Consider the following 20,776-nt stretch of genomic DNA (forward strand, 5'->3'; position numbering starts at 1 on the left):
ATAAGTAATTTCTCTGTTGTTTGTTCGCACGGTTTGGTTCCATATTCAGGGGAACCCAACGCCAGTCGCTATCCTACAACAAACCTTCTGGTGGGCGTCTAAGCCTGTGAAACTCTCCCGACGACGGCGCTGGTTCCCCAAAACACTCACTGCCTTGTGCATCTGCGGTTTTAAGTAGCCCCAAATCTAATGTGCCAGTTTTTTAAAAGAGAGGTTACTAAACTCATCAAATAATGGCTATAATTCATTGCTATATAATTGAATAATGCTATCTTAATATTACGCACACTAAGTTTTATGAAAAATGGTCTATAAACCCAACAAGTCTCAAGATTTGGAGTCATGGCAGCAAGTCCGTGCACCATACGGTTTAGGTTACCGGATTAAAATTCTCTCACAACTGTTAAGTCGGAAGTTGACTGAGCGGTTGGAGCCGTTTGGACTAACTCCCTTCCACTGGGTAGTGCTTTGCTGTTTATGGGAGGAAGACGGTTTACCAACTTCTAGTATTGGAGACAAACTGCAACAGGTGGGAGGTACGTTAACTGGCGTATTAGACAGAATGGAAGAAAGAGGTTTGATTCGCCGAGAACGTGACTGTCGCGATCGCCGAATCTGGCGTATTTGGCTAACAGATGCAGGCAGAGAACTCGAAACAGTCTTACCAGCTATTGCGGTAGAAATTCGCGAGCAAGCTATGTACGGTATTTCTTACGCTGAGCGAGAACAGTTTTCCCAACTTATGAATCAGGCAATCGAGAATTTATCCTAGAATCAATCATCCATTTGGGTGAGGTGCTTTCTTGGTTGTTTTCTCTATAATATTACGTATTCTAAATAAACATCTATTAAATAAATCTGCCTAAATATTTAGTGCTCTAAATATTACACTGGGTAAAAACGATACTGGAGCTTAACTATCATGGAACGCACAAACAACATCAACTCCAACGGACGTAACAAACACAAAACTGCAGTTCTGGAGAAAGAACTCGTTAAAGACACAGAAACTTTGGAAGCTTTAACATCAGAAAATTTTACAAATAAAACTTTACCAGCACAAACAACTCCAGAAGCTGATGTGCATACTCAGGCTGAGACTGAGAACAAGCAAGTCAAACCCCAACCGCCGGAAACACCAAAGAAGAAAAAACCGATAGGTTTGATTTTGACAGCATTGGGTGTGGGTGCTGTAGTTGGTGGAGGTTTTGGTTATCACTGGTGGCAGTATGCTTCCACTCACCAAGAGACAGACAACGCTCAAGTTGCCGGACACTTACACCAAGTCAGTACTCGCATTCCCGGAACCATAAGTCAAGTCTTGGTGAATGATAACCAGGAGGTACAACCAGGACAATTGCTGGTAAAACTTGATCCACGGGATTATCAAAGCAAAGTGCAACAAGCTGATGCGGCGCTACAAAATGCTCGTCGTCAGGCGCAAGCAGCACAAGCAAATATTAACTTAGCCTCAAAAACAACGAATGCAAAGACAGTTCAAGCACAGGGAGATGTTAGCGGTGCTGTTGCAGCGATTTCCACAGCGCAAGCCGCCGTACAGGAAGCACAAGCTGGGATTCCCGCAGCACAAGCTGAGGTAAAACAGGCAGAAGCAGGAATTCCCGCAGCACAAGCCGAAGTTGCCCAAGCAAACGCCAATTTGCAAAAAGCGCAAGCTGATTACAACCGTTACAACACCTTGTCTCAACAAGGAGCAATTCCCCGTCAGCAATTAGATACTGCTAAGTCAGCGTATGATGTGGCTGTTGCCCAAAAGGATGCTGCGATTCAAGGAGTTAACCAAGCGCAAGCACGATTAGCCTCCGCCAGAGTTGGCGTCGCAAAAGCACAATCGCAACTAGCGCAAGCACAAGAAGGAGTAGTGAGTGCTCAAGCAAAACTAGCAGCATCCAAAGGTGGACTGCAACAAGCGACTGCAGGTGGAGAACAAACAACAGTCAACCGCAACCAGTATGAAGCAGCCAAAGCAGCCATAGCTCAAGCAGACGCATCCTTGAAAGACGCCCAGTTGCAGTTATCCTACACCAACATTACTGCTCCTGCAGCCGGACGGGTAGGGCGCAAAACGGTGGAAGTTGGCAACCGGGTACAAGCAGGAACACCTTTAATGGCGATCGTCAATGACGAATCTTGGATTGTTGCCAACTTTAAAGAAACTCAGTTGGAAAACATGAAGCCAGGAGAGGAAGTGGAGATTAAAGTTGATGCTTTACCCCATCATCCCTTTAAGGGTCGCGTTGATAGTATTTCGCCAGCTTCCGGCGCACAGTTTGCTCTTTTACCACCAGATAACGCCACAGGAAACTTTACGAAAATTGTGCAACGTGTTCCTGTCAAAATTGTTTTCGATAAACAAAGCATCAAAGGTTATGAATCACGGGTTACACCGGGAATGTCAGCAGAAATCAGTGTAAAAGTCAAGTAGGACGAGAGGATAGGGTACAAGGAAAAATTTGTTCCTAAAACCTCTTCCAAAAGCAATGGTATTCTTTTCCACCTGTAGAGAGGGGTTAGGTATAGTGTCAAATGATATCTATGAAAGGATATTTAATTTGTATAAAGTAACCCTTGAATGAACGCACAAACAACTAGAAAAAGTCCACTGTTACCAGCATTTAGGTCAAGAAACTACCGTTTGTTTTTTGCTGGACAAGGCATTTCCCTTATTGGCTCGTGGATGACGCAACTTGCCACGATTTGGTTAGTTTATCACCTAACCAACAACCCATTTATGTTGGGGGTTGTTGGATTTACCAGTCAAATTCCCAACTTTTTTTTGACTCCCTTAGGTGGGGTATTTGTGGATCGTTTTTCCCGTCATCGTATTCTTATTGGCACGCAAATAATAGCGATGATTCAGTCGTTGGCGCTAGCAGTACTGACTTTTACAGGCATGATTGATATTTGGCACATTATCGCCTTAAGTTTACTGCAAGGATTTAATAATGCCTTTGATGGACCAGCAAGACAAGCATTTGTAATAGAGTTAGTGGAACGCAGAGACGATGTAGCAAATGTCATAGCTATCAACTCAACAATGTTTAATGGTGCGCGCTTGATTGGACCTGCAATTGGTGGTTTACTTATTGCCAGAGTCGGCGCAGGTTACTGTTTTTTAATTGATGGTTTAAGCTACATTGCTGTGATTATCGCTTTGTTAGCGATGAAAATTAAGCCTTGGAAAACTACAGTTACTAATGGCAATCCTTTGCAAAATTTGAAAGAAGGGTTTGTGTATGCCTTTAGTTTTCCACCAATTCGAGCAATATTATTATTAATAGCTTTTTTCAGCTTTTTCGGAATGCAATACACCGTTATTGCTCCGATTTTTGCAGAAGAAATCCTCAAAGGTAGTGCAGAAACTCTAGGATTTTTGATGGCTGCGTCGGGAGTCGGAGCATTAGCAAGTGGTATTCATTTAGCGACGCGACAAACAGTTATGGGACTTGGTAAACTGATTGTCTCGGGTCTAGCAATTGCAGGAATTGCTTTGATTGCTTTTTCCTTGTCGCGCTTGCTTCCACTTTCTTTACTGGCAATGTTGTTTGTTGGTTTAGGAGTAATTTTCGTCATTGCCGGTAGTAACACAGTTTTACAAACTATTCTTGAAGAGGAAAAGCGCGGACGGATCCTGAGCTTATACACAATGTCATTTTTAGGAATAATACCCTTTGGGAATTTAGTGGCAGGTGCATTAGCCCATCAAATCGGCGCTCCTTACACTTTAATAATTGATGGTATTGCTTGTATTTTCGCGTCTATCTATTTTGCCAAACAGTTGCCTGAGTTAAGAAAAATGGTACTCGCAATTTATGAGCGAAAGGGTATATTAGCAACTGCGAAACGTTAAAAAATGAAAGGCATGATAAAAGAATTTAGAGTAATACGAATTCTTGGTATCTCAGGTAGCCTTCGGACTGCCTCATCAAACACAGTTCTGCTTCGCGCTGCGACTAGCTTGGCACCAGAGGGGGTTGATATTAACGTGTATGGGGATCTCGGCGATCTGCCGCACTTCAATCCTGATCTTGAGGGTTCTGAACCGCCTTCAGTGATTGACTTTCGTGCCCGACTACATATGTCTGACGGCATATTGATCTCGAGTCCAGAGTACGCTCATGGTGTGCCGGGCGTGTTGAAGAATGCACTCGACTGGGTAGTCGGCAGCGGAGAACTAGTGGGCAAGCCCGTCGCACTGCTCAATGCGTCACCACGAGCGACACATGCACAGGCTTCTCTAAGGGAAACGCTCACGACAATGGATGCGCGCATTGTACCGAAGCGTCACTGACTGTTCCACTCCCTACTAATAAGATCGATCAGATTGGCATCGTTTCGCATTCGGAAATATCGAGCGTGCTGCACGCAGCCATCGTGGCGTTCGCATACGCGATCAAGACATTCCAAGGCGAAGACAGAGACTAAATACCACAAGACTTTGTACCTAAACTTGTAGCACAAAGATGTCTAAAGATTATGCAGGCGATCGCCTGCCAATCATACCTCACTCTAAATCTGCTAAAGTGATTCCTAATTCCGTTATCTAATTTAATACTTGGAGTACTGCTGTGGCTGAAACAAATGCAGTTGATAACCAAGGGAATCAAGGTTCTACACAATCTTCCTCGAATCAACCGATACCGTTGAGAACCTGGATTGGTGTTACGGCGAGTATGCTAGGCGCATTTATGGCGGTGCTGGATATTCAGATAACCAATTCTTCACTACAAGATATTCAGGCGAGTTTGGCGGCGACTTTAGAAGAAGGTTCTTGGATTTCTACTGCTTATCTTGTGGCGGAAATTGTAGTCATTCCTTTAACCGGATGGTTGTCGCGCGTGTTTTCCCTAAAACGGTATTTGTTAGTTAACACCGCCTTATTTATCTTTTTTTCTGTATGCTGTGCTTGGTCATGGGATCTCAATTCCATGATTGTCTTCCGCGCCTTACAAGGCTTCACCGGAGGGGTTTTAATCCCCACCGCGATGACTGTTGTACTAACAACTTTACCTCCATCCAAGCAAGCAATTGGATTAGCTGCGTTTGCGATTACAGCAGTTTTTGCACCATCAATTGGTCCAACATTAGGAGGTTGGTTAACAGAAAACTTTAGTTGGCACTACAGCTTTTACATAAATGTAGTTCCAGGGTTGTTGATGCTTGCTGGAGTTTGGTATGGAATTAAGCAAGAAAGACCCCAATTGCAATTGCTAAAACAAGGGGACTGGTGGGGAATTATTTCAATGGCAATTGGGTTGGCTTCTTTACAAGTTGTTTTAGAAGAAGGTAGCCGCAAAGATTGGTTTGGTTCAGCGTTAATTGTGCGCTTGAGTATCTTAGCGGTTATTTTCCTAACAATCTTTTTCTGGATTGAATTAACTCGCAAGCAGCCATTTATTAATTTACGACTTGTGCGATCTCGTAACTTTGGTTTAGCAAGTATTGTTAATGTTTCCTTGGGAGTGGGATTGTATGGTTCTATCTATATTTTGCCGCTGTATCTCGCTCAAATTCAAGGATACAATGCCCTGCAAATTGGTCAAGTGCTGATTTGGGCGGGAATTCCCCAATTGTTTATTATTCCCTTTCTTCCAAAAGTGATGCAACGCATTGATGTGCGGTTAATGGTTGCTGTGGGTGTGACTTTGTTTTCTGTCAGTGCATTCATGAATTCCAAGATGACTTATCAAACGGGATATGACCAATTAATTTGGTCGCAACTTGTTCGCGCAATGGGACAACCACTTATCATGGTACCACTGACATCTATTGCAACTGCTGGTTTGAGTCCGAAAGACGCAGGTTCAGCAAGCGGTTTATTTAATATGATGCGTAATCTGGGTGGTTCTCTAGGAATTGCAGCATTAGCGACTCTATTAACAAACAGAGAACAATTTCACTCCAATCGATTAGGTGAATCAGTATCTTTATATAATCCAGCAACTCAAGAGAGAATCAATCAAATGACTCAATATTTTGTCAGTCGTGGTTCTGATTTGAGTACAGCACAGAACCAAGCCATAAAAGCTATTGATAATGTTGTGCGTCGTGAAGCTTTTGTTAACGCTTTTAATGATTGTTTCTATTTTATTGCAATTGCTTTGTTACTGAGTGGTATTGCTATTTTATTCCTAAAAAAAGTCAAGGTTACGGGTGGTGCAGTAGCTCATTAAACCTGACACACAAAAAAGCTTATCTGTCAACTTGATTAAACTTGTTTGTTGAAAATACACCAAGGAATACTTTTTTTTATAAGCGAAGACAGTTCCGCGCACAGGTGGATTTCCGGAATTTGTTTAACGTGGATTACTTTGAGACGGCTATAAGCCCACTGCGGGTTTATCCAGGTGAGTCGTTCACGGTACAGGGAAGAGTTTCATGGGAGTTTTAGCCATGCATAGCAAAGTTAATCCTGCAGGTACTGACACTTAAGCTATATTAGAACGACTGTATCCTCAATCGCTCAAGCTTAATCCTGACTGGGCGATCGCCTGAAGATAACGTACACTCAGAGGATCGCCCATTGAAAAATGTCTTTTGTATCACTCTAACTTGAGAAAAGTTTCTCTTAAATTTTAAATATAATTACGGTTCTTATTTGTTATCTACTTACCTTCGTACTTCTTGAGGATGAATGCAACTTCTCTCAAAGGCAAGATGGATAACCTGAAAAATTGCATGATAATTTTGAGTTAAGGATTTACTTGTGTTCCTGTGCTGTTGTTATCAATAGTATCGGGATTTCCAAGCCTACAATGGGCGTACGACAGGTCGCGATTTAACTGAATATTATTCCATAGGAAGCGCCCACATATTAAATAAGAATCACATAAAGTCTTGCACTCAAGACCAAAAAAGGATAGAAAAAGACCACAACATAAAGCAAGGAAATAAAAAGGAGACAAGTCATGGTAGACGACTTTTTGCGCAAGGCAACGGATTTTTTGGGTGGTCGCTCAAACGAAGATGATCGCGACGTTCGCCCAGCAAGTGAAGATCCCTACGGCGACCCTGCTGACCAGAATTACTACGGTAACGCCATTCCAGCTAGCCAAGACCCCTACGGCGACCCTGCTGACCAGAATTACTACGGTAACGCCATTCCAGCTAGCCAAGACCCCTACGGTGACCCTGCTGACCAGGGCTACGGTCAGTTTGGCGACGTCCGCCCAGCAAGTGAAGACCCCTACGGTGACCCTGCTGACCAGGGCTACGGTCAGTTTGGCGAGGTCCGCCCAGCAAGTGAAGACCCTTACGGTGACCCTGCTGATGAAGGTTACCGTTAACGCGGAAATAACAAATCTGCTTTGTAAACCCTAGACAAGTCTAGACATTTGACTTCTTTCTTCATCGGGAGCATGGGAGCGGTTATCCCTCAGAAAGCATTGACGCCAAAGCCCTGCGCGATAGATTAATAGCTCTGCTGATAACCAAAACTAGGAGTGTAAGGGTGTAGGGGAGCGACAAAAACATGCGCTTTTTTTTACACCCTAACCTAGAGCCACTTGGGTTCAAGCCCCTACTAAGTTAATTCCCCCTACACCCCTAGCCCTTAACCCACTACAGCTCTTTTTCTTGATTCCGCCTCTCCCCTTTCGGGGAGAATAAGGGGAGGAGCTTGTTATTACCGACTCACAGCAGCGAAAATTTCCTGTGCTCGGGTAATATTCTTGCGTACTTCATGCGCACAAGTATGTAAAGCGTCTATTTCTGCATCGGTAAGTTTTAATTCCATTATTTCCTCAATTCCGCTAGAACCTAAGCGACAGGGAACACCAGTAAAAATATCGTTTAAACCGTATTCACCCTGAAGATACGCCGCCACTGGCAACAGACGTGACTGATTTAGCAATATTGATTCCACCATCACGCAGGTAGAAGAGGCAGGAGTATAAAAAGCACTACCTGTCTGCATCAGTTCTACAATTTCTGCACCACCGTTACGGGTACGTTGTACTAATCGCTCAATCGTGGCTGCATCTAGCAGTTCTGTAATCGGAATACCGTTAACAGTAGCATAACGCGGCAAGGGCACCATTAAATCTCCATGACTGCCCAGCACCATTGCTTTAACATCAAGGGAACAAACCCCTAGTTCCATCGCAATAAACGTTTCAAAGCGTGCTGAGTCTAACACACCAGCCATACCCATAATGCGATCACGAGGCAGTCCAGTTGCTTGCCAAGCTAAATAGGTCATCACATCTAAGGGATTTGTGACAACTATGTATATAGCATCAGGAGAATAACTCATTGATTTGTTTGCGGCTTCCATCACAATCTTTGCATTTGTCAAAAGCAAATCATCCCGAGTCATGCCCGGTTTGCGAGGAAAACCTGCTGTAATGACCACGATATCAGAATCAGACGTATCAGCGTAGTCGGTTGTACCGATAATCCGACGATTGTGCAGTTCAATTCCCCTTGCCTCCATCAAATCTAGTGCCAGTCCTCGGGGCATACCCTCAACAACATCAAGCAACACGACATCTGCCAGATTTTTTTCAGCTATGCGTTGGGCTAAGGTACTACCAACTTTACCAGCACCGATGACGGTGACACGGGGTGAATGGCGCTTAATTTGGGAGAAAGGGGAATAGCTCATATTTGCTAATGGTTGAGTGTTATTTAAATTCTTCAAGTTGATCTAGACGTAACCAAATATTTGGAGTTGGCACTTTCCCAAACTTCACAAGGGCATAGTCACCTTTGATATCTACGACTTCACCCTTGGTTTCAAACAGATAGGAAGGAAAACGAGAATCACTAGCTTGTGCTTCTAGACTGTTTTCCAGCTTTTCGCGGACAGCACGAACCATATTTCCTCTTTTTACAGCCATGAGTTTCCCTCGTGATTGTGTAAATTGTTTTCTTCAGGATTGTAGCTCGCAGGAAGCCTTTGTAGAGCCAGGAGTTACCTCCTCCCTATTTGTGTTGGGATATGTCTTTTACATTTTTTGCGTAGATATTCAGTTAGTTTTATGGCTGCTATGTTTAGATTCCTGAAACTTCCTACTGGTAGGAGTTTATTCAAAATCCAAAATTGCAACTGCATATGCACGCGGATGTACGCAGATAGTTTCTAGATAATTTTCTAGAAACTATCTGCCCTCATCTGCGTTTATTCAAAATTCCGAATCTAAAATCAAAATTGTATCAGAATAATACATTAATTTTTATACATTAGTATTTTCAATATTTAGTTGTAACTTTTTAACTTTTTCTTTTGTATTGCTTATCGTTGGCACTGAACACAATAGTGGCTGGAACGCCCAGCTATCCGAATCCGTTGAATTGCTGTACCACAAACTCGGCAGGGTTCTCCAGCACGGTTGTAAACCCAAGCAACACCACCGTAGTTACCGTTGACTCCCTTGACATTTAGGAAATTACTGAACGTAGTACCACCAGCTTCAATACTAGCTTTTAACACTTGAATGATCGAAGAGTGCAAACGCTCAATTTGCTCTGGTTGCAAATCTGTACATAAAGTTTGTGGTAAAACTCCACTCATAAATAGCGCTTCATCAGCATAGATATTACCTAAACCCGCAATTACTGATTGATCCAGAAGTGCTGTCTTTATTGCACGGCGGCGGTTTCGCAGCTTAAGCGCTAAATACTCAACACTAAATTCCGGTGAAAAGGGGTCAACTGCTAGTTTTCCCAAGCCTGTAATAATACTTTCCGGTGCAACTGTTGGAGGTACCCACCAGATTTGACCAAAGGTACGCTGATCTACAAAGCGTAATTCGCGTTCATCTCCAAAAAATAATCTGACTCGTGTGTGCTTGTGTAACGGTTCGTCTCGATCTAACCACAGAAGTTGACCTGTCATTCGCAGATGAACCCCCAGCCAGCCAGCTGACAAACCAGAGGAACAAAGGCAGAGTTCGGCAAGCAGATATTTGCCGCGCCGATGCCAAGTTACGATGAAACTCTGTTTGATTCCAATCAAAAACTCTTCTACAGAAAACGGGTGGGCAAGCGTGCGATAAAGCAGCACCTGGACACCCGTAATTTTTTGGTTAAGGGTCAATTGATTCAGACCCCGCCGGACTGTTTCAACCTCAGGCAGTTCAGGCATCTTGTTTGAAAGACACTAATACAAGGGAATAAAGGAGGACAGCATGAGTGATCAGGCAAGGCTATAGAAGAAGAGCCATTGCGAACAAAGTGCTTCGGCTCTCCTTTGTTCACTTGCATTTGGTAGAGGAGATAACAACTGGCGTGCTACTCCTGTTGAGTCAACAAGAAGCAAAGAGCAGGGAGCGGTTGTAGTGGACCAGAGGAATGCAGTTGGGGCAAGATAAGCGCAACTGATTCACTCCTACACCCCGATCTCTGGTCAAACAGATGGGGTGAATGGGGAAGCAACAGAAGTTTTCTTCCTTTGTCACTCCCTTTGCTATTTCCCTTTGTTTTCTGCTTTTGCTTCTTCGTCTTTGGCTTTCTTTGCCTTTGCTTTTGGAGCTTCTACTTCTAATAGTTCTGCCTGAGCAAAGTTATTGGTGTTGATGCCAGCGTAGTTTACTTTCTCAAAACGGACAATGACTGGGTATTTAATACCGCTCTGGTCAACAGACGCCACGGTTCCGACATCTTGATACCAGTAGGATTCCCGGCGGAGAATACGCACTTTAGAACCACGTTGAACCATGAGTTTCTTCCCTTTAAGTTATAAATTGCCAATACACAAGGCTAATTGATTTCACTCTACAACCTGAAGGCCTCACCAAGAAGCTTTGTTAAGTTATTTATCTTGCCAAGGATTCCTTAAGACATTACAGTGGTGATTCTGGGAGAAACTTGTAGGATCAATTTTCGTCCTCTGAGGTAAATAGGGAGGGTAAAAGTTCAAAGGGTGCGGGAAACAGGTGACAGGAAACGCTTACAGAGCATAGCTGATAAAGGTTTTTGACTCGCTCCTACCACTTATTACGTATTCTTTATGATTTTTCTACCACAAAAGTATGAAAAAAACCTTGACAAAGTTCTTGAGATCGCATAATTTCATTGGTCGCAAGCACTTGTTTGGGAGGTTCTTATGCTTTAGTCAAAACAAACACGCTCCCCTCATTACCTCTACCAATACGCAAATTGTCATCTATGTAGGTGATATCCAGCCAGCCTTGCTGTTTATCCCTGTTTAAAGGAAAATCAATTGCGGTGAGTTTTTTCCCAACTTCAATTTGTTCGATCAAACTCTCTGGTGAGGTGTATCCTATTAATCGTTGTAAACCGATAACAGACCGCTCAAATTTCACGTTGACGCGCCGATTTGAAACTGGCTCAAATTTTGCAGCAACGCTGACTATGCCTTCAAAAAAAGGCAAGCCATAAGTTTCAGCTATATTGTAAATGCTGTTAGTTTCTACGCGAATATACTGATAAATTTGGCCGAGTTTGTACAATGGGAAATTATCAATATTTAATAGAGCTTTGCTTGTGGTATATATTAATCGCCAGTTGCCATTGAGCAAGTGTGTTGCTTCAACTGGCGAAGATGTAGGATTTAGTTCTTCTACATTTGTAATGGCTATTAATATAGCCTGTTTCTCTTGCTCCGTTGCAAGTAGTCCGCGATTTTTACCAGCAATTGCTTCTAAAAGGGACGCTTTTTTTAGCATTGTTTTTCACCTCAAAAAACATGATTCACTTCAGAAAATATTGATGAACTATGTATAGTGTCATACTGATAAATATTAGGGTTTCACGTTTTCCAGTATCAATCATAAATAAAAAATTTTTTGTCGGATTTTTAAGCTAAGAGTTGAATTAACAAGTAAATAGTGCTGTATCAAGTGATAGACTCTTAGTGTCTAGTTACCTTCCCCTTATATTGTCTTCGTTGATATGCTAAATTCTCCATTGCGTGAAGTACCCCGAAACCAGCGGGCGTCTGTTATTCCATTAAAGCAAGAGTCCTCGCTCTTGGACTGGTTACAATCAAGTGGTCGTCTCATAGCCCGTGATGTTCACGAGGCTGATTTTCAAGACGACGAAGAAGAGATAACAGAGTTTTTGAGTACTGAGGACGGAATTGGCGAATATGACTTTGATGATGACGATGATTCGGCTCCAGATGAGGAGTAAATAATCTGGGCTGAAGGTATATTATTGGCACAACTCGTCCCTATTGTTTAGTTTTGCAAGTGTGGAGTGAAGGGAAGTTTCCGTGGACGCAAAATTATCTCCTAACCAAGGGTTAAACATCATTAATGGCATAGGTCTGGTCTCTATACTGGGTGTAAGTCTGGGTGTATCAGCACTAGTGTTAGATGGAATAGCGAATAGGTTGCCTTGGCAAGGTGTGTCGTTAACCTTGCCGTTTTTGTTCTGTGCACTCGCTTCAGCCGCAGTCGGTTTTTGGGTAGTACCGCTACTACAAGCACTGAAAACCGGACAAATCATCCGTGAGGATGGTCCTGTGGCTCATCTGAAAAAAGCAGGTACACCGACGATGGGGGGCATATTCTTCGTTCCTGTGGCAGTACTCACTGCCTGTGTGTGGTCTAACTTTACAACAGAGGTACTTGCAGTTTCTGCTTTGACCTTAAGCTATGGATTGATTGGCTGGATAGATGACTGGCAAATTCTGCGCCGCAAATCTAATAAAGGTATATCTCCGCGGATGAAACTAGCTTTGCAAATCGGTTTTGCACTAGCGTTCTGTCTGTGGCTCATTTTTACTCAACCTTTTGATATTACGAATATTGCTTTGCCTTTGGGTTTTTCTGTACCCCTAGGATTACTATTTTGGCCCTTAGCGGGCTTTGTGCTGGTGGCAGAAAGTAATGCCACTAACCTCACTGACGGTATTGATGGCTTGGCGGCAGGAACGGTGGCGATCGCACTGCTAGCATTGGGTGCCCTTAGCGCCCCCTCCTCAACTGGATTGATGATTTTCTGCGCCTGTATGAGTGGCAGTTGCATAGGGTTTTTGGCTCATAACCGTAACCCAGCCCGTGTTTTTATGGGTGACACTGGCTCTTTGGCTTTAGGAGGCGCTTTAGCAGCAGTGGGCTTACTGACTAACAGTTTAGTAGCACTGTTTATTCTTAGCGGAATCTTCTTTGTGGAAACCCTTTCGGTAATGGCTCAGGTTAGCTACTACAAAGCTACCAAAGGTTCTGATGGCAAAGGCAAGCGTTTGTTCAAGATGGCACCATTGCACCATCATCTGGAACTGTCTGGTTGGTCAGAACTGCAAGTGGTTGCGGTCTTCTACATAATTTGCGCAATTTTGGCTGTCATCAGCTTGACGATTGGTCTGTGATGATGATTGCATAAATTACCGCAATCAAATATAATATCCTCCTCGACTAGAGGGGGTTTTTTTTTCAGTTATCAGTTACCAGTTATCAGTTACCAGTTATCAGTTACCAGTTTTTACTGTTCACTGTTTACTGTTTGAATTGTGTAGCTGCTTCACTAAATGAACAAGTTCCGGCAAAATGAGTTTTTCCATTGCCAGTCTTACTGCATTGCTGGAGCCTGGAAGGGAAAAGATGAGTAGGTGCTTGTACACACCAGCAACAGACCGAGATGTCATCGCTCGCGAACCAATTTCTTGGTAACTTAAAAAGCGGAACAACTCACCAAACCCAGGCAGGGTTTTTTCTAACAATGTTTGAATTGTATCATATGTTGTATCTCTTGGCGCAATCCCTGTACCACCATTTAAAATTACGACATCTAGACTTGGATACTGACTCAGTCGTTCCATTTGCTCTTGAATCTGCACAGGTTCATCCTTGACAATCGCGTAAGCTTCTATGATGTGATTGGCATTGCGAAGTAATTCTTGAATTAGCTGACCACTTTTATCAGTCTGTTTTGAGCGTGTGTCGCTAACAGTTACGATCGCGCAACTTACTGTTATGCCTGGGGTGTCTGGGTGAGGAATGTGCGTCATAAGGAAACTATAGACTTTTTGTCATTGCTCATCTGTGCATTTTGTTGTGTTAGTTGTTAGTTATTGTTTTTTTACTAACCACTAACTTGTAGTCCACTACAGAGAGTATCACACTTAAAGCTCTAGAAGCGCATTCATAATTTAATGTAGATTTTATCAAGAATTTTTAAGATATCTTCAAGAAGAATTGTTCAGTTTGAAGAGTTTGTCTCATTTTTGCAAACACCTGATTAATATAGAGTTTTACTTTTGACATGAATTATTAAAATTGGGGTAATGATAATGTTGGAGAATCATAAACTGTTTACCTCAATAATTATCAATTTCATGAAGAAAAGAAAAGTATGGTTCTTAACCGTCCTGTTTACACCAATACTAATGATTAGTCTGATCACAAGTTCTAGTCATTCTCTCAAAGCAGCCTCATCTTTAGGCAAAGACACCCTCACGATGGTTACTTCTCCAGATTATCCGCCTTATGAGTTTTATGATACTAACAAAGGTGATAGGCAAATTGTTGGTTTTGATGTAGATATAGCCAAAACTGTTGCTCAAGAACTAGGATTTCAACTCAAGATTATGGAATCCGATTTTAATGGACTTATTCCAGCACTTCAAGCAAATCGCGCTGATTTTGCTATGGCTGGGATGACTCCCACTCCAGAACGTAAGAAAAATATTGACTTTTCAATTATTTATTACCAAGCAAAAGATACAATTGTCGCTCCTAAAAATAGCAACATAAAACAGCCCCAAGATCTGGCTTTTAAAAAAGTTGGAGTACAACTAGGAACTATCCAAGAGCAAAATGCTAAAAAAATTGCTCAAAAAGTTACAGGGATTCAGCTAAAGCAGCTCAATAAAGTAGCGGAAATCATTCAGGAAATTAAATCAGGACGAATTGATGCAGCAATAGTTGAGGATGCTGTTGCTAGGGGATTCGTCCAAGCCAATCCAGAATTGGCTTTTAACGTTATTCCCTCAGAACACAGGAGTGGATCGGCGATCGCTTTTCCTAAAGCTTCCTCTTTTGTAGAACCTTTTAATAAAGTTCTGCAACAAATGAAGGATAAAGGAGAATTAGAAAAATTAGCAACCAAATGGTTTTCCCAAACAACCTCAACCACTACCGTATCTTCATCTCCTTCTAAAGGCGGACTAAATTTAGACTTTTCTAGAATTATCCCAGATATTCCCTTTATCCTCAAAGGCATTCCTCTAACGTTGTTATTTACGCTGTTGTCAGTATTTCTAGGATTAATTTGGGGTACAGTTCTGTCTTTGTGCAAAATTACTGGTATCAAGCCCCTAGTCTGGCTTGCTAACGCCTATACCTCCGTATTTCGAGGCACACCTTTGTTGTTACAGTTAGCTTTAGTTTACTATGCGACACCGCAGCTTACTGGCTATAACATTTCGGCTTTAGAAGCAGGGGTATTAACTTTTACCCTTAACTCTGGGGCTTATATGTCGGAAACTATCCGGGGTGGAATTCAAGCAGTAGATAAAGGACAAGCTGAGGCGGCGATGTCTATGGGTATTCCTTACTCGTTGATGATGTGGGACATAATTTTGCCGCAAGCATTGAAAAATATTCTACCAGCATTAGTAAATGAAACTATTGGATTATTGAAAGACTCGGCTTTGGTATCAACAATTGGTGTAGTGGAAATATTACGCAGTGCTCAAATTGTTGGTGCAAATAAATATATTTACTTTGAGCCTCTGCTGTTCGCGGGGTTAATTTACTATCTTTTAGTTATGGGTATGACTAAGAGTGCATCCGTTTTAGAAAACAGGTTAAGACAAAATGAGTAAACTCATAATTGGTAGAGAATTATTGTGCAAATCCTTGTTACTTCACCCTAGTGGGAACGGCCACGCCTTACGGCTATCGGGTGTGCGCAGAGGACACGCCTTACGGCGTTGGAAACCCTCATCAAGCACTGGTCTCACCAAATCAAACCGGATTCCTATAGTATATTGGGTTGAGCATGGAGATCATTACCAAAAGATTTTTGCTGCGCGAGTTTGTTGAGGAAGATGAGCCTGCATTTATTGCTTACCATGCCGATCCGCAGTATGCGGAGTTTTGTGCGCCAGAAGAGGTAACACCTGAGTATGCACGATCGCTTCTGGGGCTTTTCGGTCAATGGGCAGTCGAACAGCCACGTACCAATTATCAGTTTGCAATCGCTCACCTCCACAACCCCCAGGAAATATTTGGCTGCTGCGGTCTGCGTCGCGAAGGCTATGGTCCTGACAAAGCGGAACTAGGAATCGAACTAGCACCACAGTGCTGGGGCCGTTACGGCTACGCAATTGAGGTTGCTAGGGCGCTGATCGAGTTTGGGTTCCGCGATCTGGGGTTGAAAGAGATTCGAGGAATTTCTGTTAGTGCGAATTCACGGGTGGAACGCTTGGCGCGCCGATATGGGTTTGTAGCAGTTGGGACACGCCCAGGTTCAGCTTGGATGCAAACGCGAGGATGGAGTCAAATCGAATGGCAACTTACACGGGAAACATGGGAGGGTAGCGGACGGACTCTCAAACCCTGACTTTGTTTGGGGAAACTCTGCAGGGAGTGCAGAGTCAGCCACAACATACTTAATTAATTCGCGTTTGAGTTTAAAGCCATTGACATGAGAATTTTTTGTGAACTTGCTTCTGGAACTTCTTCACCAGGGCGTCTTTGAATATAACTACCATCTGGTTGTAATTCCCAAGCTTGGCGGTTATCTGCCAGCATAATTCCTAAGATTTCTTGCAAATCTTTGGCAATGTCTGCATCTAAGATTGGGGTGATAACTTCTACCCGACGATCTAAATTACGTCGCATCCAATCGGCACTACCGATGTAAATTTCCTCCTGCCCATTGTTATGAAAATAAAAAATGCGGGAGTGTTCCAAAAAGCGACCAACAATACTAATCACGCGAATATTTTCACTAATATCTTTTAGTCCAGGGCGTAAACAGCAAATTCCACGCACAATTAAGTCAATTTGCACGCCAGCGCGGGAAGCTTCGTATAAATGGCAGATGATTTGGGGATCTACCAATGAATTCATTTTGGCAACAATCCGCCCAGTCAAGCCATTATGAATATTTTCGATTTCTCGCTGAATCAGAGAAAGAAAGCGATCGCGCATCGTGACAGGTGCAACCAAAACTTTTCGGTATGACTTTTGCCGCGAGTATCCTGTTAAGAAATTGAAAACATCTGTAACATCCGCTCCCAACTCTTCATTACAACTAAATAATCCCAAATCTGTATAAAGTCGTGCCGTTTTATGGTTGTAATTACCAGTCCCAATATGTACATAGCGAGCAATACGGTCTTGTTCGCGCCGGACGACCATAACAATTTTACTGTGAGTTTTAAGACCGACTAAACCGTAAACTACGTGAATTCCAACCCTTTCCAACCGCTTCGCCCAGTAGATATTATTCTCTTCATCAAACCGTGCCTTGAGTTCCACCAGTACAGAAACCTGCTTACCATTTTCAGCAGCTGCAATTAAGGCATTTATTATCGGTGAGTCAGAAGAAGTCCGATAAAGAGTCATTTTAATTGCCAGCACATTCGGATCATGGGCAGCATAGACAATAAAGTTCACCACAGAACTTGAAAAGGATTGATAGGGATGGTGTACAAATAAATCCTTTTCTCGAATAACTGTAAAAAAATCTTTTCCTTCTTCTATCTCCCGCATCTCTGGATTTAGATTTGGGTTTCTAATCCTTTGTAAGCGAGGATGTACAACAGCTTGCCACGGTTCGTCTTTGAGTTCTGGGACGGGTAAAGACATGAAGTACATCATATCCTTGAGTCCGATAATACCATCTACTTGGTAAACATCATTTTCTTCTAATTCTAAATCCTCCAACAGTCGTTTTTTGATTGATTCAGGAGTTTGAGAATGTATTTCTAACCGCAAAGCATCTCCACCAACGCGCCGTTTTCGCAGTTCCTGCTCAATAGCCAACAGCAAATCATCGGCTTCATCTTCTTTTAATCCCAAGTCAGCATCACGGGTTATACGGAAGGTGTGATATTCTTGTATACTCATTCCTGGAAAGAGGGACTCTAAGTTATGGGCGATCGCCTGTTCCAAAGGAACCCCTGTCCACACTGCTGGTTTGCCATTATTTTGAATTCCCAAATCTGGCGGTAAAGCCAAAAATCGTGGCAAAACTGTAGGAACTTTGACTCTGGCAAACAATTCTTCTTGTGTTTCTGGGTTTTTGACAACAACAGCCAGATTCAAGCTGAGATTGGAAATGTAGGGAAAAGGATGCCCAGGATCAACAGCAAGAGGAGTCACGACAGGGAAGATTTGCTCTTCGTAGTATTTGTCTAAGTAACTTCTCTGCTTTTGAGATAAATCTATATAATCTAAGATGTGTATACCATGCTCGGCAAGTTGAGGTCGTAAGACTTTCTCAAATTGTTCATGCTCTTTGGCGACTAACGGACGCAGCATAGAGCTAATTTCGTCTAACTGTTGTTCTGGCGTGCGAGCATCAGAAGCTAACATGCTAATCTTTGCTTCTACTTGCTGCTTAAGTGCTGCAACGCGCACCATAAAGAATTCATCTAGGTTAGAACTCCATATTGCCAAAAATTTAAGCCGTTCTAGAAGGGGTGTTCGTGAGTCGCAGGCTTCATGTAGCACCCTTTTATTAAACTCTAGCCAGCTTAACTCTCGGTTGAGATAGTATTGAGGGTCGTTGAGATCGATTTGATGAGCGGCCTTCTTTGATTTTGGCATGATGACCACAGAAAGGGAGATGTAGCTTAACACAACTCGGATAGTATACTAAACATAGTAGAGGAAAAAAGCCATCACTTGATCTCAAGGCAAAGACAAAGGGAAATTTGCGGACGGATTGGGAAAGTTGTGTTGCACGATAAAAACACCCAAGTCCAAACGGTTAGACACACGGACGTTGCACTAAGTAGAGATACTTACTGAATTAGTTGAAAACTTTGCGACACTAGTCTAAATTCTAGAGAGCGATCGCTTTTTATTGAAAATTCATTATCAAATGATGCATATTCAAAAAAATGCTGTTACTGAATTGAGGAATGATTTTTAGAATTTTGCTAGTCATTTTCCCTCACCCTTACCTTTACCAAAAAACTATTCATTACCCGAACCTCTCTTAAACATTGCTAGAGAGTAGACTGAAGAATTAACTGAACTAAAATCAAGGAGTGATTGTTGTGACTACATGTCAAGTCCTGTTAGTAGCTTGTTTCAGCACGGCTCTAATGGTATTTAGTATAAGGAAAGCTGCTGCTGTAACTTTCAGTGATGCTCCATTGTTTCAAGATGTTGCTAGCTACACGACAACTATCACAGCTAATAATGATTTAGCCGATATCTACTACCCCAATCCATCAAATTTAAAAACTAGCAATTATTCATTCCCTGTGGCACTTTTATTGCAAGGTGCAAATATTGATAAATCAAATTACTCTAATTACGCTAATTTAGTAGCCCGCTACGGATTTGTGGTAGTTGTACCCAATCACCTCAGAACTTCACCACAAACTGGTAGGATAGGACTATTACCAGAACTCTCACAAATCAATGCTGTTTTGTCACAGATGAAGGTAGATTCGCAAAATCCTACAACCCCAGTGAGTGGTATTGTTGATACGCAAAAATTAGGATTGCTTGGTCATTCTGCGGGAGGCTATGCTGGATTAGCAGCGATCGCAAACGCTTGTCTTCCCTTTTTTTGTGAAGACTCTTTCAATCGACCACAAGAACTGAAAGCAGGAGCGTTTTTTGGTTCTTTTCTACGAAATTTATCAACTCAAGAGTTCGTCCCTATCAACAATTCAGGAATTCCTGTTGCCTTATTACACGGAACGCTTGATAGCATAAATACTATTGAAACAGCAAACTTAACTTACGAGCAAATTCAAGAGCCGCCCAAATTATTTGTCACCATTGATGGTGCCAACCACTACGGGATTACGAATATCAATGACCCTTCAAAGTCTGGATATGAAAAAAACACACCTACTATACCTCAAGATGTAGCAACTGAAACTATAGCCCGTTGGAGTGGATTGTTTTTACGTGCCAGCATTCTTGGTGACAAAAGCGCTTTTGATTACGTCTATTTTACAGGTGATATGAAAGATGCAAATGTCAGTGTCACCAAACAAATAAAGCCTATTCCTGAAGCACCCTTAACATTGGGAGTGATGGCAATAAGTACCTGGAGTGTGTTATCGCGATTGAAAAAATGGTTATCAATAAAGACAAGTAGCGAAGTCACCACCGATAGTTGACGACAAACAAAGCAGGGCTAGCTGAATAATCCCAATGACTTAAATACTCGAAAGGATGCCATTCATTTTGGGAAAGTTGTCTTGCACGATAGGAACATCCAAGTCCAAACCGTTAGACGGACGGACGTTCCACTAAGTAGAGATACTTACTTAATTGGTTGAAAACTTTGCGACACTAGTGTAAATTCTGGAGAGCGATCGCTTTTTTATGGAAATGCATCATCAAAAAATGATGCATTTTCCAAAAAATGGCGTTACTGAAAAAACTCTACAACTGTTGGTGTCTTGTGTGTTATCAGCACCGTAACGACATCTGACATTGCTCTGCTGTGATGCACGATTATTAGTCAAGTGCGGCATAACCCTCATCTGGTGCAGTCTTTGGTAAAATATTAGTGCAATCAGGTTAAGGTCAGAAGCAGGATGACCTTTTTGGACTTGAGTTACACAAAATTGAATACTATAGACATTCACAGGAAGTATAGCATTTTGTCAACGACTGTGGAGGCGTTAGTGATGTCAGAT

Annotated in this window: 18 protein-coding genes; 11 read left to right on the plus strand and 7 right to left on the minus strand. The window is 42.4% G+C overall.

The window, feature by feature from the left end:
• Positions 1–304: 304 nt before the first annotated feature.
• The 6 genes from DP114_RS07455 to DP114_RS07480 all read left to right on the plus strand — a co-directional run bounded on the left by DP114_RS07455 (position 305) and on the right by DP114_RS07480 (position 7,307).
• Positions 305–772: a MarR family winged helix-turn-helix transcriptional regulator gene (locus DP114_RS07455; protein WP_171975803.1), complete on the plus strand. Its 468-nt coding sequence runs from the start codon at positions 305–307 to the stop codon at positions 770–772.
• Positions 773–922: 150 nt separating this feature from the next.
• Positions 923–2,446 carry an HlyD family secretion protein gene (locus tag DP114_RS07460; protein ID WP_171975804.1) on the plus strand — a complete coding sequence of 508 codons (1,524 nt, stop codon included), beginning with the start codon at positions 923–925 and terminating at the stop codon, positions 2,444–2,446.
• 147 nt (positions 2,447–2,593) lie between these two features.
• Positions 2,594–3,871, plus strand: a complete 1,278-nt coding sequence (locus DP114_RS07465; RefSeq protein WP_171975805.1) for an MFS transporter — start codon at positions 2,594–2,596, stop codon at positions 3,869–3,871.
• Between the two features lie 12 nt (positions 3,872–3,883).
• On the plus strand, positions 3,884–4,312 hold the full coding sequence (locus tag DP114_RS36240) for an NADPH-dependent FMN reductase (RefSeq protein ID WP_370469281.1): 429 nt from the start codon (positions 3,884–3,886) through the stop codon (positions 4,310–4,312).
• Positions 4,313–4,589: 277 nt separating this feature from the next.
• Complete coding sequence (locus DP114_RS07475) at positions 4,590–6,194, plus strand: MDR family MFS transporter (protein ID WP_246163084.1); 1,605 nt, start codon at positions 4,590–4,592, stop codon at positions 6,192–6,194.
• 735 nt (positions 6,195–6,929) lie between these two features.
• A complete protein-coding gene (locus DP114_RS07480) occupies positions 6,930–7,307 on the plus strand; it encodes a translation initiation factor (protein ID WP_171975806.1) in 378 nt (125 codons plus the stop codon).
• Between the two features lie 338 nt (positions 7,308–7,645).
• On the opposite strand, the gene mdh is transcribed toward DP114_RS07480, so the two are convergent.
• The 5 genes from mdh to DP114_RS07505 form a co-directional block, all read right to left on the minus strand.
• Positions 7,646–8,626 carry a malate dehydrogenase gene (gene mdh, locus DP114_RS07485; protein ID WP_171975807.1) on the minus strand — a complete coding sequence of 327 codons (981 nt, stop codon included), beginning with the start codon at positions 8,624–8,626 and terminating at the stop codon, positions 7,646–7,648.
• A gap of 19 nt (positions 8,627–8,645) precedes the next feature.
• Positions 8,646–8,861 (minus strand): NAD(P)H-quinone oxidoreductase subunit O, encoded by a 216-nt coding sequence (gene ndhO / locus DP114_RS07490; RefSeq protein WP_169156760.1) that lies wholly within the window; start codon positions 8,859–8,861, stop codon positions 8,646–8,648.
• 395 nt (positions 8,862–9,256) lie between these two features.
• On the minus strand, positions 9,257–10,108 hold the full coding sequence (locus DP114_RS07495) for a DNA-formamidopyrimidine glycosylase (RefSeq protein ID WP_169268602.1): 852 nt from the start codon (positions 10,106–10,108) through the stop codon (positions 9,257–9,259).
• 321 nt (positions 10,109–10,429) lie between these two features.
• Complete coding sequence (locus DP114_RS07500; RefSeq protein ID WP_169268603.1) at positions 10,430–10,681, minus strand: photosystem I reaction center subunit IV; 252 nt, start codon at positions 10,679–10,681, stop codon at positions 10,430–10,432.
• 385 nt (positions 10,682–11,066) lie between these two features.
• A complete protein-coding gene (locus DP114_RS07505) occupies positions 11,067–11,651 on the minus strand; it encodes a PAP/fibrillin family protein (protein ID WP_169268604.1) in 585 nt (194 codons plus the stop codon).
• A 226-nt stretch (positions 11,652–11,877) separates the two neighbouring features.
• Between DP114_RS07505 and DP114_RS07510 the strand changes: the two genes are divergently transcribed.
• Both DP114_RS07510 and mraY read left to right on the plus strand, forming a co-directional pair.
• Positions 11,878–12,117: a DUF3134 domain-containing protein gene (locus tag DP114_RS07510; protein WP_169268605.1), complete on the plus strand. Its 240-nt coding sequence runs from the start codon at positions 11,878–11,880 to the stop codon at positions 12,115–12,117.
• 82 nt (positions 12,118–12,199) lie between these two features.
• The gene (gene mraY, locus DP114_RS07515; RefSeq protein ID WP_169268606.1) at positions 12,200–13,300 is read left to right on the plus strand and encodes a phospho-N-acetylmuramoyl-pentapeptide-transferase; all 1,101 of its coding nucleotides are present in this window, start codon (positions 12,200–12,202) and stop codon (positions 13,298–13,300) included.
• Positions 13,301–13,420: 120 nt separating this feature from the next.
• Here mraY and DP114_RS07520 read toward each other — a convergent pair whose 3' ends face one another.
• Entirely contained in the window at positions 13,421–13,939 is a 519-nt protein-coding gene (locus DP114_RS07520) for a MogA/MoaB family molybdenum cofactor biosynthesis protein (protein WP_169268607.1), read from the minus strand.
• 327 nt (positions 13,940–14,266) lie between these two features.
• On the opposite strand from DP114_RS07520, the gene DP114_RS07525 reads away from it, so the two are divergent.
• Both DP114_RS07525 and DP114_RS07530 read left to right on the plus strand, forming a co-directional pair.
• Positions 14,267–15,757: an ABC transporter permease subunit gene (locus DP114_RS07525; protein ID WP_169268608.1), complete on the plus strand. Its 1,491-nt coding sequence runs from the start codon at positions 14,267–14,269 to the stop codon at positions 15,755–15,757.
• A 176-nt stretch (positions 15,758–15,933) separates the two neighbouring features.
• Positions 15,934–16,497 carry a GNAT family N-acetyltransferase gene (locus DP114_RS07530; protein ID WP_169265731.1) on the plus strand — a complete coding sequence of 188 codons (564 nt, stop codon included), beginning with the start codon at positions 15,934–15,936 and terminating at the stop codon, positions 16,495–16,497.
• 53 nt (positions 16,498–16,550) lie between these two features.
• Here DP114_RS07530 and ppk1 read toward each other — a convergent pair whose 3' ends face one another.
• Complete coding sequence (gene ppk1, locus DP114_RS07535) at positions 16,551–18,713, minus strand: polyphosphate kinase 1 (protein ID WP_171975808.1); 2,163 nt, start codon at positions 18,711–18,713, stop codon at positions 16,551–16,553.
• A 455-nt stretch (positions 18,714–19,168) separates the two neighbouring features.
• Between ppk1 and DP114_RS07540 the strand changes: the two genes are divergently transcribed.
• On the plus strand, positions 19,169–20,251 hold the full coding sequence (locus DP114_RS07540) for an alpha/beta hydrolase family protein (RefSeq protein WP_246163085.1): 1,083 nt from the start codon (positions 19,169–19,171) through the stop codon (positions 20,249–20,251).
• Positions 20,252–20,776 lie beyond the last annotated feature (525 nt).

The organism is Brasilonema sennae CENA114, from assembly GCF_006968745.1.
In the GTDB taxonomy this organism is placed as follows: Bacteria; Cyanobacteriota; Cyanobacteriia; order Cyanobacteriales; family Nostocaceae; genus Brasilonema; species Brasilonema sennae.